The organism is Leptospira kobayashii, from assembly GCF_003114835.2.
In the GTDB taxonomy this organism is placed as follows: domain Bacteria; phylum Spirochaetota; class Leptospiria; order Leptospirales; family Leptospiraceae; genus Leptospira_A; species Leptospira_A kobayashii.
In genome coordinates, this window is sequence record NZ_AP025028.1 from 2,285,847 (window position 1) to 2,301,543 (window position 15,697).

Genomic DNA, 15,697 nt, shown 5'->3' on the forward strand with positions numbered 1-15,697 from the left:
CTATCCAGACTCTAGGCAGTTATTAATAATTCTAGGAAAAAAGTTGCGGGCATCAGGATTCTTTTTTGGTGATCTCAATGAAAAGCCCTCCCATCGTTCCGTAAAAAAGACTGAAAAACAGAAGCAAAAGAACACTCTTCCAATGAAATCCCGGTTCCAGCCAAAATCTTTCCTCAGCTTCCAAACCGAATAGAAACAAAGGGATCGAAAAAGGAACTTGCAGCAAAGGCAGGACGATTTCCTTCAAACGGCTTTCTTCCGCAATGAGCCCTAAAGAAACTCCCAAAAATACAAGGGAAAGACTTCCCAAACAGGCAAACAACCATTCCCCTCCGAATCGGGAAATGTCGGAGGATTGAAAAAAAACGCTGAAGCTAAGAATCAATACTGCGTTTACAATGTTTGTACAAACCCAGATCACAGTGCATTTTGCCAAATACAAATACACCGCGGAGGTATGCGCAAGCGATGCGGTCCATCCTCCCGATTCTCTTTCTTCCCAAAGAGATTGCCCTACCAAAATGAAATTCAGCAAAAAGATGATCGCCCATTTCAGTCCGCGAACACTTCTCGCAGACAAAGATTCGTTTACTTCGATTGCCGAATAAAATATAAAAAGAACGCAAAGGCTAAGTGATAATAAGGAAACAAGACCACCTAACGAACGACCAATGAGTAAAAATTCTTTTTTTAGGATTTTAAGAAACATGATAGGAGACGTTGCCATAATCGGAGAGATTTATAATTTCGGTATGATTCAATCCTTTCGGGATTTCATGTAAGACAATCAGAATCATTCTCTTTTCCATTTCTTCATTGAGAATCTTTGTAAATAGTTCCGTTGATTTGAGATCAAGTCCCGTATAAGGTTCGTCGAGCAAAACGATTTCCGGTGAGGATAAGAAGGTTCGGATGAGAGCGGCTTTTTGTTTCATTCCTCGGGAAAACATATACACGGGTTCTCTCGTTCTTTTTTCCAATTTGAAGCGGTTGATCCAAGCGAGAACATCCTCTTCACTCAAACTGATTTCACTTAAGGAAGAATAATAGCTGATATTTTCGGAAAGACTGAGGGAAGTGTACAATCCCAATTCATGGCCGAGGTAACTGATTGTTTTTTCCCCTTCGGGGAAATGCCAGTTTTCGCTGATCTTAGCATAATGATAGATCTCTTTCAGAAAACTGGATTTGCCGGCGCCGTTTTCTCCTTGAATGATGTACAACCCAGGCCCCGAAAAAGAAAGAGATAGGTTACGAAAAAGAGTTTTGTAGCCGACAGTTAAGTTGAGAGACTTACATTCAAGAATCGTTTTCGGCATCAAGCACCATGTTTCGATATCTCTTTCTATTCGCACTTCTGTTTTTTGGGTCTCTGCCCTTACTTGCCCAAAAACAGATCGGGGATAAGGAATATCCTGAGATCCTTTGGGGAAAAGACCAGGAATTCGATACTTCCGACTTTCCGAACGGTTCCTTTATTTACCACAAAGAGGATTTTATCTTAGCCAGAGGAAAATTATTCCAAGGCACGCCTCCTCCTTCCGTAGGGAGCTTCACCTATGGGGACCGCACAATTAAAAACTCAGGGGAATGGAATAATGAAGCGATCGGACTTATCTTAAACGGAAAGGAAAAAGAAAAAGCGGAAGGGAAAAAGATGCTGGAAGCGGGGGTTCGATTTGATCCTCAATTTTTCCCGTTTCGTTACAACCTGGGAAGATTGTATTCTTTGGATTTCAAGTATGAAGGTGCGCTCGTTCAATTCGAATATGCAAAGGCAGAGGTACCCGAATATTTCAAAACCTATCTCCATATTGCGATTCTTTCCGAACTAACAAGGCAAGTATATTATGCGATAATGAATTACAAACTTGCCGCGGAAAAAAATCCGTATGATACCGAAGCGTTGATTCGAATGAGTGATCATTATCTGGCGACAGGGTTGAAAAACAGAGCGCTTATCTATTTAAACAAAGCACTCACCATTGATGAAGAGAGTCCGAATGTCAGACTCGGATTCGGAAGATTGGAAATGGAAAAAGGAAATTATCATATTGCTTATAAAATTTTCAACCGCACTTCTCTTACAACCGGGGAAGGAAAACAAAAGCCTTACGATAAGAAGTTTCATTATTATTTTGCGGAGACCGCTTCTAAAATCACGGACTACGAGACCGCCGAACAAGAGTATACAAAGATGTTACAATTCAAAAACGATCCTTTTTTTGCAAGTATCTCGGCAAAAGTAATCATGAGAAGAAGAGACATCGCCCGCAAATTTGCCGAAGCAAAACGAACTCAGTTGGACGATTCGGAAGAAGTCACCCCGGAAAATTCCGAATAGACTTTAAGGAAGTTAGGAGACGGGATTTTTTTGCTGTCTTCGGAGGCTTCTGTTATACCCCGCCCGAATTTGGGTGGGGAACTAGACCCGCCACCCAATGCATCCTCTCTATCACATCACCTCTTTCCTGTAAAACGAAGTCGGAGTTTTAAGGATTTTTCTTAAAATAAGTTCGCCTTTTTACCTGAGCATATCAAATAAAAACTTTCCGAATTCGTAGCGGAAACGGGAGATCCGGTAAAAAGCGATTGCTTTCTTATTTAAGAGTGCTTTGAATCGAATTCATGGACAATCAAGTTCAATATTTAAACCAAATCATAGAGATCATCGACACGAAAGCAGGCCTTTTCAAAAAGAACAAAAACAAAATCCCCCAGACTGCATATCAGGCCGAAAAACAAGTATTGGTAAAGATGATTCAAGACGCGATCACTCTTGCGGAATCAATCAAACCCACACCTTTTTCTTTGATCAATGATCTGAAATCTCTAATCAAACAATTATAAGTTTTTTTGAAACTGCGGATGTGTCAGGATTCGTTTGTCCCAATCCGCTTTGTTCCCTTCACCCAAATCTACCGGATAACGCGCGTCACTTCTTTCCCAACGCCCGATCCATTCCTTTCCTAAAAGTCCCTCTTTTTCTCCAATTCCTTCCGGAGATCTTGAATACGCAATAGTGGTTTCGGATTTCGGCCCGGAGCCAACTCCCCTCCCTACCCAAAACCCAACGGAAAGAAGTGCAGCTCGGACTGCAGTTGCTGCAGAATATGTATAAAGACTAACTGTTTTTTCTTGTGTTTGAAAATATGAAAATAACAGTCTGAAAAATTCAGGTTTCCATAAAATAGAATCCGTTTTGAACGAAAAGGGATCGTAAAAAACGATGTCGGGAATTTCTTCCCCGGAAAATGTAGCCGCGAAATCACCTAACACTAGTTTCCAAGTTAGGTTCCCCGAGTCGGATGCCCAAACTGATTTTTCCAAAACTTCTTTCGGCGCTTTATGAAACAAATGAGGAAAACGTCCGTTGTTTTTTAAAGCAAGTCGCAAGGGATCCAAATCGGATTCAAAACTAATCAAATGCATCGCATTAGGATTCACTATTTCTTCGAAAGAATGTATTGCCGACATAGCATTAGTCGCTGCACCCAAACCGACATCCCATATAATGATCGGATTCATTTCCTCATGAGAAGAAGGAGTGTACTTCTCGAAAGTATTATCAGAAAAAGAAATCCTCTTCTTTAGATTCGATTGGTCGATATAAAGACGATTTGCTTCCTCCATGGGAGAATTTACGGAATGCATCACTTCTCCGGAACTTTTCTGACGAACACTCCAATATCCTTTTGCTTCATTTTCAATGATTTCATAATCTCCGAGACTTCTTTTGCGAATTGCTTTCGATGGCTTTAAAATATGATGGGAAGGATATACATTATCACTTTGGCTTAGACTATCTTTTTTCTCGGTATAATATGAAAGAAAATTGCCTTGAAAGATGGAGCTTCTCATTTCACTCATCAGTCTATGATAAAAATACAAATTATGAATGGCAAGAAGTTGCCAACCCAGAACTTCATTCGATTTTGTTAGGTGATGAAGATATGCTTTTGAATAATTTTTACAACAGATACAATCACAGTTTTCGTCGAGAACGGAATCTTCGAACTTATAAAGGGTCCTATGCAATTGTAATTTTCCGATACTTGTAAATGCCACCCCTCTCTGGGCAAGTTCCGTAGGAATGGTACAATCAAACATATCGACGCCCCGATGTACCGCTTCCAATAAATCCAATGGAGTTCCCACTCCCATCAGATAACGCGGAAGGTTTTTCGGTAGAAAGGACGCAGACAGTTCGCAAAAATCGTTTCTTTCTTCCTTTGTCTCACCAACCGCAAGCCCCCCGATAGCAAAACCGTCAAACGGCAATTGAGTCAAAACTTCAGCGCTTTGTTTGCGAAGATCTTCAAAACATGCGCCTTGGACGATCCCGAACATTGACTGAAGGGATTCTCCTCTTGCATTCAAACTTCGTTTTGCCCAACGGTGAGTGACCTCCATCGCGCGTTTTGCTTCCTTATGTTCCACTGTGGAAGGAACACATTCATCCAAAACCATCATAATATCGGAACCGATTGCTTTTTGCATTTCAATGCTGACTTCGGGAGAAAGGACCACATTCTGTCCATCCACATAACTTCGAAAAACGGCACCATCTTCGGTTATCTTTCTTGCATTGGGAAGACTGAAAATCTGAAACCCTCCCGAGTCGGTCAAAACCGGGCCGTCCCAATTCATAAACTTATGAATCCCGCCTAATTTTCTAAATACTTCGGCGCCCGGCCGAAGCAGCAAATGATAGGTATTGGCAAGTAAGACGCGGGAGCCGACTGATTTTAAAGTTTCCACGTTCTGCGCTTTGACAGTAGCTTGCGTTCCCACTGGCATAAAAATAGGAGTGGAAACTTCTCCATGTAAGGTGGTAAATCTTCCCGCACGTGCCTTGGTTCCGGGCGCTTCGGCTTCTAAGATGAAATTCAATCTGGACATGGATGAGATAAAACCTGAGTCGGAAGAATTTTAATTCCTACTCGTCCTCATCCGACCAACCGATGTCGGAAAGAAAATCATCGTAAGAACCGTCATAAACGGTGATCTGGTTATTGTCAAATACGATGAGTTTGGTGGCAACGCTTCGAAGGTGCATTTCATTATGCGTAACCATGACGACTGATCCGTCGAATTCATCGATCGCTTCTATCAATGAATCGCAAGACTGCATATCCAAATGGTTCGTAGGTTCATCTAAAAACAAAAGATGACAGGGAGTCACAAGGATTTTGCCAAGCATCACTCTGCTCCTTTCTCCCCCCGACAAAAATTTGATTTTTTTCAAACCTGTGTCCCCGGAGAACATCAGTCCCCCGGCAATGTTTCTCGCCTTCCCTTCCGTACAAGATTTATCAGCACTCATGATCTCTTCCACAACTGTGGCGGTCTCATTCATACTGAGCTTATTCGTCTGACCGAAATAACCTTCTTTGAGGATGGGATGTTTTGTAACGGTTCCCTTGGTTGTTGTAAGTTCGCCCGCGAGAAGTTTCAATAGAGTGGATTTACCTTTTCCGTTTTTACCTATGATACAGATCCGATCTCTCTTTCCCACGCTGATGGAAAAATCACTGATTAGAAGAGGCTCTTTTCCGTCATAAGAAAAGGATAGATTTTCAGCAGATAACATTTGATTGGCGCCAAAACTGGCACTGTTAAAATACAATTCCAGATCTTCTATATTTTCCAGTGCCTTCATTTCCCCTTGTTTTTCCAGTTTTTTCACTCTGGATTGGGTTCGGCTCGCAAAACTAGCCTTAGCTTTGAATTTTGCGATGAATATCTCTTCCTGTTTGCGCTTTTTAGCTTCGTTCAAACGGGTTTTTTCGTAGATCTCTTCTTCCTGATTGATCTGAGTATAAAGTTTTTCGGTATCCCCTTCCACCTTGATCGCTTTGGTTCTGTGAATCGCAACCACATGTGTGACTACACTGTCCATAAAACTTCTATCATGAGTGATGAGTACAATCTCGCCTTCCCAGGTTCTCAAAAAATCTTCAAGCCAACGGATAGTTACAATATCAAGATAATTGTTCGGTTCATCTAACATCAGCATATCGGGACTTGACACAAGCAGTTTGGCCAAATTCATCCTGATCTGATAACCGCCGGAAAATTCGGAAGGATGTCTTTCCATATCCTTTTCCGTAAAACCCAAACCGAATAAAATCTTTTCCACTTTCCAAGTTTCGTATTCTTCATCTTCCGGAAGACCGAGAGCACATTCTTCGAGAACCGTATTTTGCGTGAATTGAAGATGCTGTTGTAAATGTCCTATCTTGTAATTTTTAGGAACGGACACTGTTCCCGAATCGGCTTCTACAGATCCTAAGATGATTTGAAAAAGGCTGGATTTACCATGTCCGTTTCTTCCTACGATTCCTATCTTTTCCCCTCGATTGATGCTTAAATTCAAGTCATCGAAAAGTACTTGTTTCCCATAAGATTTATTTAGGCCTACAATCTTGATCATCTACTTTGTCCCTTACTTCTTATCCAAAGTTTTATATAGGTATGGGAATACTACAAAATTTGTTTTAGATGATTTGCGATTCCTGTTCGATTTTTATAAATCGCTCAGGTTCCGAGCTTGGATCAATTCCCTGGTAAAATTTTCTTTCGGATTAGTAAATACCTCTCTCGCATTTCCGAATTCGATGATCCTACCTTTTTCCAGAATGTACAAATCATCGCATAAATTTTTCACAAGCCCCAAGTCATGCGATACCAATACAAATCCCAAGTTGTCTTTCCCGTTCAACTCCTTGATAAGAGATACGATTTTGATCTGAACAAGAGCATCCAAAGCAGTCACAGGCTCATCCAACAAAATCAATTCAGGTCCGGAAAGTATAGCCCGTAAGATGGCAAATCTTTGCAGCTGTCCTCCACTTAGTTCTTTAGGCTTTTTATTCAGAAGTGATCCATCCAATTGAAAACGATCCAAATAAGATTCGATGTTTTCTATGGCCGTCTTACGAATAGAAGGTGAAAGGAAAATTCCCCTTTTGATTTTGGTCGGTTCCAGAAGGGATTCCAAAAGGGACTGAAAGGGAGAGAAAAAAGAATAAGGATCTTGAAAGACCGGCTGTATGGGTGGATTGGACTGAAACTGTTTCGACTGTAATGATTCGCCATTCCAGAGAATTTCTCCTTGGAACCGGTAGGATTTAACCAGCTCTCGAATCCCCAAAATACTCCTGAACAATGTGGATTTCCCGGAGCCCGAACGACCCACAATACCGGTGATTTTTCCCCTATTTGCAGTTAGATGAATCCCGGAAAGAATCTCCGATTTTCCCAAATGAACACTTAAATTTCGAATTTCCAGCACTGTATTTTTGATACGAAAAACTATTGCGTTCCCTTTCCCAAAGAAAGATGTTACAGAGAAAGGTCTAAAGGCAAGTGAATTTCGTAAAAATCACAGAAGTAGGTCCGCGAGACGGGCTTCAGAATGAGAAGGCGATTGTTCCCACAGACGCCAAATTTGAATTTATCCAAGCTTTGGCTAAGACAGGCTTGCAACATATTGAAGCCACTTCTTTCGTAAAAAAAGAATGGGTCCCTCAAATGGGAGATGCGGAGGAACTCACCAAACTCATATTTGGTGGAAACCCGATTGATCCTGAAATCCAACTTTCTAGCCTCACCCCCAATATCAAAGGTTATGAAAAAGCGGTTTCACTCGGGTTCAAAGAGGTGGCTGTATTCACTGCTTCCTCCGAATCATTTACCAAAAAAAATATAAATAAGACGATAGACGAATCCATAACCGCCTTTCAGGAAATCTTTCAAAGAGCGAAAGAGGACAAAGTAAAAGTTAGAGGCTATATTTCCACAGTCATCGCGTGTCCTTATGAAGGAAAAATTTCCCCTGAAAAAACACTCACCGTGGCAAAAAAACTTTTGGAAGCGGGTGTTTACGAAATTTCTCTCGGAGAAACCATAGGAGTTGCCGTTCCGAGCGAAGTGGAATCCTTGTTAAACGTTCTTTTGAAAGAAATCCCTTCCCGTCTTTTGGCAGGCCATTTTCACGATACTTACGGAATGGCGATCTCCAACGTAAAACAATCTTTGAATATGGGACTTAGATCTTTCGATTCCTCCGCAGGAGGACTAGGAGGATGCCCTTACGCCAAAGGAGCTTCCGGAAATCTAGCTACGGAAGATCTGGTGTATTTCCTAGAAAGAGAAGGTTATCACACGGGAGTCGATTTGGACGCGCTTGTAAATGCATCGTCTCTTATGGAGAAAGCATTAAACCGTCCTCTTCTTTCCAGAACCTATGTTGCCAAATCCAAAGCAAAAGAATCTTCCTAAGGAATTAAAGTCCGCTCTAGACAACGCCATCCGGGAATACAGTGATATAAAATACCTTTCTACAGATCCCATTATCTTTGCGCACGGATACAAAGATGTTAAGGACAAAGAAATCATCTCCCTCTTCTCCGCCTTATATGCATATGGCAATGTAAAGGCGATCAAACAATTTTTAACTCCCTTGTTTGAAAATTTGGGTCCGCATCCTTACGATTCCATAAACGGGGAAGATTCCTATTTTGAAGATACCATTCGAAAAATGGGATATTATAGATTTCAAACAAAAGAGGACAATCAGAACTTTCTCAGAGCCATCGCCGGATTAATCCGCAAAACAATACCATTTAACAACGATAAGAATATTGGAATTTTAGAAAGATATTTTTTGGATTCGGAAGACACATTTGATCCGATTCCCGGGATCTCCCGCTTCCAGGAAGTGCTGCAAAACGAAGTTCTTTCATTGGAGGGAACAAATCAGATCTCCAACGGCTTGAAATTTTTAATCGGTGAGCCGAATTCCGCCTCCGCGAAAAAAAGAATCTGTTTATTTCTTCGTTGGATGGTGCGGTCACAGTTCCCTGATTTTGCTATCTACAAGATCATCCGTGCGAGTGAGCTCCCCTTTCCATTGGATGTGCATATCCAAAGACTGATTAAGATTTTAGGAATCTCGGAAAGAAAAACATTCGGGATGAAAGAAGCGATTGATGTTCGAAATTTTTTTCAAAAACTAAATCCGGAAGATCCGCTCTTGTATGATTTTTATCTGACTCGAATCGGAATGATTCAGAAATGCAAAGGAGTAAAGATAGAATCCATTTGCTCAGGGTGTAAAATCAGAAGTGTTTGTAAGATTGGTAGTGCCACGGGGAATTGAACCCCGATTGCAAGGATGAAAACCTTGTGTCCTAACCATTAGACGATGGCACCATTACAGGACTAAAACTCGTGAGTCGTCGGGGATTCGAACCCCGGACCCATTCCTTAAAAGGGAATTGCTCTACCAGCTGAGCTAACGACTCGTGCTCTGTTGCCAAGAATAATGGCATAGGGTACTCGGTCAATCAATACTACATAAAATAATCGAAATCCTAAAAGAATTTATTTCATTATAATCGTGTGTTCTCGATCTGGCCCTGTGGAAACAATACCTATTTTTGTTCCCACCAGCTCTTGCAATTTGTTAATATAACTCTGGCAAGTTGGTGGTAATTTGGCAAAATCACAAATTCCGGAAATATCATCCTTCCAACCTTTAAAGTCAGCAAACACCGGTTTGACGTCTTCCAGTCCTTGAGATGGAAAATGATCCAATCTCTTGCCTTTCAACTCATAACCGATAACTACAGGGATAGATTCGTAATGGGATAATACGTCAATCTTCGTAAGAACGAGGGAATTGATTCCATTTACGGTAATGGAATGTTTGATCATTTGAACATCAAACCAACCGCAACGTCTGGGTCTGCCAGTGGTAGAACCGTATTCTCCTCCGAGCTTACGAAGCACATCCCCTGCTTCTCCCAAGATCTCGGAAGGAAAGGGACCTTCTCCTACTCTGGTAGCATAAGCCTTGGTGATACCAATAACATCCTTTAGGTGGCGAAAATTCACCCCGGAACCAGCCAAAGCTCCACCTGTCGTGGGATTGGAGCTTGTTACGTAAGGATAGGTTCCGAAATCGATATCCAGTCCGGTCCCTTGTGCCCCTTCCAAGAGAATTCGTTTTCCTTTTTCCAATTCCGAATTGAGGTAATAGATGGTGTTGATGATGTTTTTACCCATCTTTTCCGTAAAATGAAGCAGGTTTTGATAAATTTCATCAAAACGAACCGGTTCCAAATCGTAGTATTTCACCAGTTCCTGATTTTTCACATCCAGGATATGTTCTAATTTTTTCTTGAGACCTTCTTTATCCAGAAGATCTCCCGCACGAAGACCCATACGGAGCATCTTGTCCGCATAACACATACCGATTCCTTTTTTTGTAGTACCGATCTTTCTTTCGGGACTGGAACCGAGCTCTCTTGCTTCATCGATCATTCTATGAAAGGGGAGAAGAATATGACAGGAATCACTGATTAAGATTTTTTCAGAAACTCTGAAACCGCTTTTTTCCAATTCTGCGCATTCTTGTAAAAAATAATCGGGATCGAGGACAACTCCGTTTCCGATAACGCAAACCGTATTATCATAAATGATTCCGGAGGGAACCAAATGAAAAACATATTTTTTTCCGCCGACGACAACCGTATGACCTGCGTTAGCGCCACCTTGATAACGTACAATGATATCAGTATCTTTGGATAGATAATCTATTACCTTTGCTTTCCCTTCATCGCCCCATTGGGCACCAACCACTAAATTTGCGGGCATAATCTACCTTACCTTTGCCGAAAATACTTCTTCTATTGGATCTATATGTAATGCGAAGCCACAGGCCTCTTTCTTCAATTCGGTATAGGTCTCATAAAGTCCGTCATAAACTCCTCCGGCAAATACCGGTTCCGAATGACCTTCCCTATACCCTTGAAAAACAATTCCGGTATAATAATTCACATCCCGAATCAATGCCGGGTCCCAAACCCCGGAAAAACTAACGTTCGCTTTTTGCCATTCCTTGATTAAAGCGGAGACTTCATTAAGATAAGTTTCCGCTTTCTTTTTTTGATCCGAAGCAAAATCAAAAGACAAAAATGTTTTTTTGAACTCTTCAAATCCGGAAAAAGAAACAGGCTTTAAAAATAATTTTAAAATTTCAATGGAATGGGAGTCCGTATTTTTACGGCTCGCTAGATTGATCAGCTCCGTATGATTTTTTGTAAATAATAACTGAGCTGTAATTTCTTCCCACTCTTCTTCCCAACCCAAAATCTCGGTAACAAGAGACAGAAGCCCCGCATGACCTAAAGCAAAACTAACCCTTTCTTTTTCAGTAGCGAATAACCAAAGTTTTTCTAAGATTTGAATCTGCGAGAGAATGTTTCCTATGCTGCTATTTCCTATGGACTCCCCTCCGATTTGGAGGATCTCTCTTCTGGAAGCATTCCGTTTTTTATGGTCCCGAATCTTTCTACCTACGTAATATACATTTTGGTTCTCTTCCCAATGGGAACGGGCCGCCATGCCCTTTACCACCTGCAAGGTGATGTCTACGCTGGGAGAAAGCTCATACCCGTCCCAATCACGAGCGCGCAAAATAGATGCGGATTCGGAAGCTCCCAGGTGAGAATGGAAGGAAGATGAATAATCAAAAGAAGGTAGAGTGATTTCGGAATAATTATGATTTTCGAATATTTGCATGAGTCCTGCGAGTAGAACTCTTCTATTCTTTGTTTCTTCCGGTCCTAAAAAATGGAATCCGTCCGGGATCCATCTTCTTTCTGCAAGTTTCAATTTTTTTGCTGAATTCATGATTGGGAACTATGCCCAAGAAGACAGATTAGAGAAATACATGATTTATGCAATCACTTGTAAAAATCGGATAGACAAATCAATATCTTTCATTACATTAATGTCGGTTTAGGGGCAAACATGACAGAAAAAGAAGCCACATTGGGGCGATGGCACAAAGAATTTTTTGAAAATATTCACTTATTTATGAAATCCGGCCTTTCGCAAGCAGAGGCAAAATCCATCTTAGAAGAGTTTTTAGTTCTTTCCCAAGCAACTCCCAAACCTCAGGTAATGGAGATTTTCCAGGAACCGGACAGATTGGAAGAAATCGGAGTCTACACCGACATCAAAAAGGAACCCAGAGATTTTATGCTGAAATTTCTGGATCCGATCATGAAAAAGTTCACTGTAGAAGGGGCCGAAAACCTCAAATTATTGAACGGAGTCATCGGAAAATTCCCCGTCACCCTGATTTCCAACCACCTCAGCCATCTGGATGCACCTGCCATCTTTACCCTACTCTACAATACCGGCGAGGAAGGAAGAAAGATCGCGGAATCTTTGGTATTCATTGCAGGTCGTCTTGCTTTCGAACCGGACTTCACCCGACTCGGTCTTTATATGTTCGGGACACTTCTAGTATGTTCCAAAAAGGACATGGCGGACAATCCTTCCCTATCGGATGTGATGACCAAAATCAATATGCGTGCTTTCCGACATTCTCAAAAACTTAAATCGGAAGGTAGAATCATCTCCATCTTCCCGGAAGGGACTCGTTCCAGAGACGGAAGATTGATGCCGTTTGTGGACACGGTATATCATTATGTAGCGAATCAAGTGATCCTTCCCATCTCTTTGGAAGGAACCGATAAAATCCTTCCTATTGAAGGGTTATTATTCAATCAGGCGGTGGGAAAACTCGTTATCGGAAAACCGGTATTAGTCGGTGAATTAACAAGAAAGGAGATGGAACATTTTCCGTCACACATAGAACAAATTCAATTTCCGGGAGTCGGAGACAAAAAACAATTCATCATAGACAATCTAGCGCTTCTAGTAGGTTCCAATTTAAACAAACACAAACACGGAACATATCGCAATTTATACAAAGGAAACGGAAAATCAAATTCACTGATCAGCCTGCCGAAGACTCCGGAAGAAAATATAGTGATCATAGGTTCTTCCAATATGTCCGTTGCAGTTGCTTGCGTACTAGCCAATAAGAATGTAAAAGTAACAATCTATGATCCGAATTCGGAATTTGTGAAACAAAGTAATGAGGAAAAAAGAGACGTTATACACTATCCGATTTACAAATTACCGCCAAACATAGATTTTTCGGATGACCCTTCCGTTTTCGAAAAAGCTACTCTTTTCGTTCAGGGAACAAACCCTTGGGAATTCGATTCTATTTTTCCAAAGATCAAACCCTATCTTCAAAATAATAAATCCCCGATTGCCAATGTGATCAAAGGATTCACAGGTTCGAAAAAAGGACTCATCTTGGAAGACCTTACCGATTTGTTGGGAATTGAAAGGGACAGATTGGCAGTGGTATCGGGAGCATGTTACCCTGATCAGATTATGGAAAGAAAGATTTCCGGATTTGAGGTTTCCGCTTCCAGCGATGCTCTCATCGAAAAGATACAATTACTTTTCAATACCAGTTATGTTTTTACAAGACCCGCGATCAATCCTCACGATACGAAAGGAGTTCAGTTGGGCGGCGCCTTGAAAACAATCTACGCCGTAGCGATGGGACTCGTCGAAGGATACTTCAAACGGGAATTAGGTGGAAATGTGGACAATACTTTATTCCATCTTTCCAATCGTTTCTTCAATGAAATGGTATCTATCGGAGTGACTCTCGGAGGCGACCAAGCTACTTTCAACGGACTTTCGGGAATGACCGATTTTATGTTGGCTTGTTTCGGATCGGACACAAGAGACAGAAAGTACGGATATGATCTAGCTCATGGAACAAGGCCTGAAAAAATCACGAACGGTTTTTATGGACTGAAAGTTCTACCGAATTTGATTCATTTGGATGAGAAAAAACATCCTATCGTCGCATCTTCTTATAAGGCAGTGATTCAGAACGAGGATTTTGATAAAATCGCCGAGCTCCTCCAGTTGCAATTGGCTAGATTATAAGGATTGTTCGGATTTATATCACCGAAACGGGTGCATTAGCCTTTCGGTAAAGAAACGCAAAACACTGTTTTTCCGGGGACGGAATGAAAAGTTATTTCGCCCCCGTGTTTTTCTTCTATTGATCGCCTAACAATTAGTAACCCGAGACCACTACCTTCTCCCAATGCTTTGGTAGTAAAGAAAGGATCGAATATTTTTTCTTTGATTTCATCCGGAATCCCAGGCCCGTCATCACAGACCCGTACCTTTACAACATCTTTCAGATTTTCCAATTCGATGGAGATATTGCCTTTGAACTGCATGGATTGAAGCGCATTATAGATTAGGTTTGTCCAAACTTGAATCAGATCATCCGGAAAGGCTTTGATTTTAGGCCGGGAAGGAAAAGATGTTTTTACTTTTACCCCGTCTCTCATTTGGTTATTATAAAGTGTTAATACGGTTTCGATCGTATCGACAATATCCGTTTCCTGTTTTCCCAAACTGGAATCCAATCGGGAATAACTTTTCAAAGAAAAAACGATTTTGGAAGTTCTTTCCACCGCCAATTGAATGGACTCGTGGTTTCTATTCATTTGCAATTCCACGAGCAAAATATCCAACATCTCTTTGAATTTCAAATTTCCAAACAGATCGGAAAATTCCCCCACATAAGAATGAATCCCGAGGTCGAGAAGTCTATCCGCCCAATCATACGCTTTTTCATAACCCCAATCCAAAAATGTAAGCTCTAGTTTTTTTTTGATTTTGCGCGAATCGGAAAATCCTAATGTAATCGGCTTATGAACAAATACTTTTGAAACGAACTCGCAACATCTTTGTAAGTCGGTCTCGGAAAGACTTCCGAATATTTTTCGGAGTTCCATCAATCTATTTGCGATTTTGAGAGAATGGGATTGGATTTCCCCACTAAGAGCCGAGATTGCACCGAGAGGATTATTGATCTCATGAGCAACCCCTGCCACCAATTGTCCCAGTGCCGCCATTTTTTCAGAAAAAATCAATTGGTTTTGTGCTTTTTTCAAATCATCCAATGTTTCCGCAAGTTCTCGGGTTCTAGCGACTACGGCTTCCTCTAAAAACGCTTTCGCATTTTTCGAATCGGTAATATCAATGAGTATGGCAAGTAATCTCGGTCTTCCATCCATTTGCAAAATCGCATTCCCTGAGATTACATGTTTCTCTGCTCCGGAGCTATGGTTGATGGATGCCTCAAGCCCGGTGGTCCATCCTTTTTTCAAAACTTCCGCAAGCAAGGTAGCTCTATCGATTTTTGTTTTCCAGATCCCCAACTCCAAAGAAGTTTTACCTATAATTTCATTTCGGTTGAAGCCTACTAATGTTTCATATGCAGCATTTACGTCGATATATCTCCCCGTCTCCGCATCTGATAAGCTCACTGCGGCTGGGTTGAGCCGAAATATTCGTTCGAATAGATCCTTACTGAGCCGAAGCTCTTCCTGCAATTCGTAGTTCTTTTTTTCTTTGTCTTTTATTTCGGTAATGTCTTGACCGGTAGCAAGAATGTACTGCCCGTCTTCGATTAATTTTGCATTGAGGAGACTCGTATGAACAACTCCGTCTTTTGTTTCGAATTTAACTTCAAAATTATGAACAAAACCCGCAGTAAATAGCTCATTTCGAATTCTTTCTCTATCTTCGGGATGATAATAGATACCAAGTTCCAAAGGAGTTTTACCTACGACTTCGTCTTCGGATCTTCCAATCCAGCTTAAAAATACATCATTGATATGAATATATCTTCCATCCAAGCTGGAAATGGTGGCCCCTATAGGACTTAACCGGAACACTTTTTCCCAAAGAGTGGATGGAAATTGTTGTAAGTCCATAGGTTAGT

General features: G+C 41.2%; 13 protein-coding genes and 2 tRNA genes. 5 read left to right on the top strand and 10 right to left on the bottom strand.

Annotated features, from left to right (window positions below; translation table 11 throughout):
- Positions 1-52: 52 nt before the first annotated feature.
- Both DI077_RS10175 and DI077_RS10180 read right to left on the bottom strand, forming a co-directional pair.
- Positions 53-727 (bottom strand): heme exporter protein CcmB, encoded by a 675-nt coding sequence (locus DI077_RS10175; protein ID WP_242935163.1) that lies wholly within the window; start codon positions 725-727, stop codon positions 53-55.
- Complete coding sequence (locus DI077_RS10180; RefSeq protein WP_109019490.1) at positions 699-1,319, bottom strand: ABC transporter ATP-binding protein; 621 nt, start codon at positions 1,317-1,319, stop codon at positions 699-701. The genes DI077_RS10175 and DI077_RS10180 overlap by 29 nt, the downstream gene beginning before the upstream one ends.
- Before the next feature lie 8 nt (positions 1,320-1,327).
- Here DI077_RS10180 and DI077_RS10185 point away from each other — a divergent pair, with 8 nt between their 5' ends.
- Both DI077_RS10185 and DI077_RS10190 read left to right on the top strand, forming a co-directional pair.
- Positions 1,328-2,344 (top strand): tetratricopeptide repeat protein, encoded by a 1,017-nt coding sequence (locus DI077_RS10185; RefSeq protein WP_109019489.1) that lies wholly within the window; start codon positions 1,328-1,330, stop codon positions 2,342-2,344.
- 284 nt (positions 2,345-2,628) lie between these two features.
- A complete protein-coding gene (locus tag DI077_RS10190) occupies positions 2,629-2,850 on the top strand; it encodes a hypothetical protein (RefSeq protein WP_109019488.1) in 222 nt (73 codons plus the stop codon).
- On the opposite strand, the gene tgt is transcribed toward DI077_RS10190, so the two are convergent.
- From tgt to DI077_RS10205, 3 genes are all read right to left on the bottom strand, one after another.
- Positions 2,845-4,902: a tRNA guanosine(34) transglycosylase Tgt gene (tgt, locus tag DI077_RS10195; RefSeq protein ID WP_109019487.1), complete on the bottom strand. Its 2,058-nt coding sequence runs from the start codon at positions 4,900-4,902 to the stop codon at positions 2,845-2,847. The two genes, DI077_RS10190 and tgt, sit on opposite strands and share 6 nt — an antisense overlap.
- Positions 4,903-4,939: 37 nt before the next feature.
- Positions 4,940-6,436: an ABC-F family ATP-binding cassette domain-containing protein gene (locus tag DI077_RS10200; protein WP_109019486.1), complete on the bottom strand. Its 1,497-nt coding sequence runs from the start codon at positions 6,434-6,436 to the stop codon at positions 4,940-4,942.
- A gap of 93 nt (positions 6,437-6,529) precedes the next feature.
- Complete coding sequence (locus DI077_RS10205; protein ID WP_109019485.1) at positions 6,530-7,297, bottom strand: ABC transporter ATP-binding protein; 768 nt, start codon at positions 7,295-7,297, stop codon at positions 6,530-6,532.
- Positions 7,298-7,371: 74 nt separating this feature from the next.
- Between DI077_RS10205 and DI077_RS10210 the strand changes: the two genes are divergently transcribed.
- Both DI077_RS10210 and DI077_RS10215 read left to right on the top strand, forming a co-directional pair.
- Entirely contained in the window at positions 7,372-8,286 is a 915-nt protein-coding gene (locus DI077_RS10210) for a hydroxymethylglutaryl-CoA lyase (protein ID WP_109019484.1), read from the top strand.
- The gene (locus DI077_RS10215; protein WP_109019483.1) at positions 8,252-9,166 is read left to right on the top strand and encodes a TIGR02757 family protein; all 915 of its coding nucleotides are present in this window, start codon (positions 8,252-8,254) and stop codon (positions 9,164-9,166) included. The genes DI077_RS10210 and DI077_RS10215 overlap by 35 nt, the downstream gene beginning before the upstream one ends.
- On the opposite strand, the gene DI077_RS10220 is transcribed toward DI077_RS10215, so the two are convergent.
- From DI077_RS10220 to DI077_RS10235, 4 genes are all read right to left on the bottom strand, one after another.
- Positions 9,145-9,219 (bottom strand) — tRNA-Glu (locus DI077_RS10220). The two genes, DI077_RS10215 and DI077_RS10220, sit on opposite strands and share 22 nt — an antisense overlap.
- Positions 9,220-9,238: 19 nt before the next feature.
- Positions 9,239-9,311: transfer RNA gene (locus DI077_RS10225), tRNA-Lys, on the bottom strand.
- Positions 9,312-9,390: 79 nt separating this feature from the next.
- The gene (locus DI077_RS10230; protein WP_109019482.1) at positions 9,391-10,665 is read right to left on the bottom strand and encodes an adenylosuccinate synthase; all 1,275 of its coding nucleotides are present in this window, start codon (positions 10,663-10,665) and stop codon (positions 9,391-9,393) included.
- A 3-nt stretch (positions 10,666-10,668) separates the two neighbouring features.
- Positions 10,669-11,703: an ATP phosphoribosyltransferase regulatory subunit gene (locus DI077_RS10235; RefSeq protein ID WP_109019481.1), complete on the bottom strand. Its 1,035-nt coding sequence runs from the start codon at positions 11,701-11,703 to the stop codon at positions 10,669-10,671.
- A gap of 120 nt (positions 11,704-11,823) precedes the next feature.
- Between DI077_RS10235 and DI077_RS10240 the strand changes: the two genes are divergently transcribed.
- Positions 11,824-13,839: a 1-acyl-sn-glycerol-3-phosphate acyltransferase gene (locus DI077_RS10240; RefSeq protein ID WP_109019480.1), complete on the top strand. Its 2,016-nt coding sequence runs from the start codon at positions 11,824-11,826 to the stop codon at positions 13,837-13,839.
- A 35-nt stretch (positions 13,840-13,874) separates the two neighbouring features.
- Here the strand turns inward: DI077_RS10240 and DI077_RS10245 are convergent, their stop codons facing one another.
- Positions 13,875-15,689: an ATP-binding protein gene (locus DI077_RS10245; RefSeq protein WP_109019479.1), complete on the bottom strand. Its 1,815-nt coding sequence runs from the start codon at positions 15,687-15,689 to the stop codon at positions 13,875-13,877.
- Positions 15,690-15,697: the final 8 nt, after the last annotated feature.

What these genes read in the sequence shown, in the direction of transcription:
- DI077_RS10175 (WP_242935163.1), bottom strand. Translation starts at nt 727, where the DNA reads ATGGCAACGTCTCCTATCATGTTTCTTAAAATCCTAAAAAAAGAATTT.
- DI077_RS10180 (WP_109019490.1), bottom strand. Translation starts at nt 1,319, where the DNA reads ATGCCGAAAACGATTCTTGAATGTAAGTCTCTCAACTTAACTGTCGGC.
- DI077_RS10185 (WP_109019489.1), top strand. Translation starts at nt 1,328, where the DNA reads ATGTTTCGATATCTCTTTCTATTCGCACTTCTGTTTTTTGGGTCTCTG.
- DI077_RS10190 (WP_109019488.1), top strand. Translation starts at nt 2,629, where the DNA reads ATGGACAATCAAGTTCAATATTTAAACCAAATCATAGAGATCATCGAC.
- tgt (WP_109019487.1), bottom strand. Translation starts at nt 4,902, where the DNA reads ATGTCCAGATTGAATTTCATCTTAGAAGCCGAAGCGCCCGGAACCAAG.
- DI077_RS10200 (WP_109019486.1), bottom strand. Translation starts at nt 6,436, where the DNA reads ATGATCAAGATTGTAGGCCTAAATAAATCTTATGGGAAACAAGTACTT.
- DI077_RS10215 (WP_109019483.1), top strand. Translation starts at nt 8,252, where the DNA reads ATGTTGCCAAATCCAAAGCAAAAGAATCTTCCTAAGGAATTAAAGTCC.
- DI077_RS10230 (WP_109019482.1), bottom strand. Translation starts at nt 10,665, where the DNA reads ATGCCCGCAAATTTAGTGGTTGGTGCCCAATGGGGCGATGAAGGGAAA.
- DI077_RS10235 (WP_109019481.1), bottom strand. Translation starts at nt 11,703, where the DNA reads ATGAATTCAGCAAAAAAATTGAAACTTGCAGAAAGAAGATGGATCCCG.
- DI077_RS10240 (WP_109019480.1), top strand. Translation starts at nt 11,824, where the DNA reads ATGACAGAAAAAGAAGCCACATTGGGGCGATGGCACAAAGAATTTTTT.
- DI077_RS10245 (WP_109019479.1), bottom strand. Translation starts at nt 15,689, where the DNA reads ATGGACTTACAACAATTTCCATCCACTCTTTGGGAAAAAGTGTTCCGG.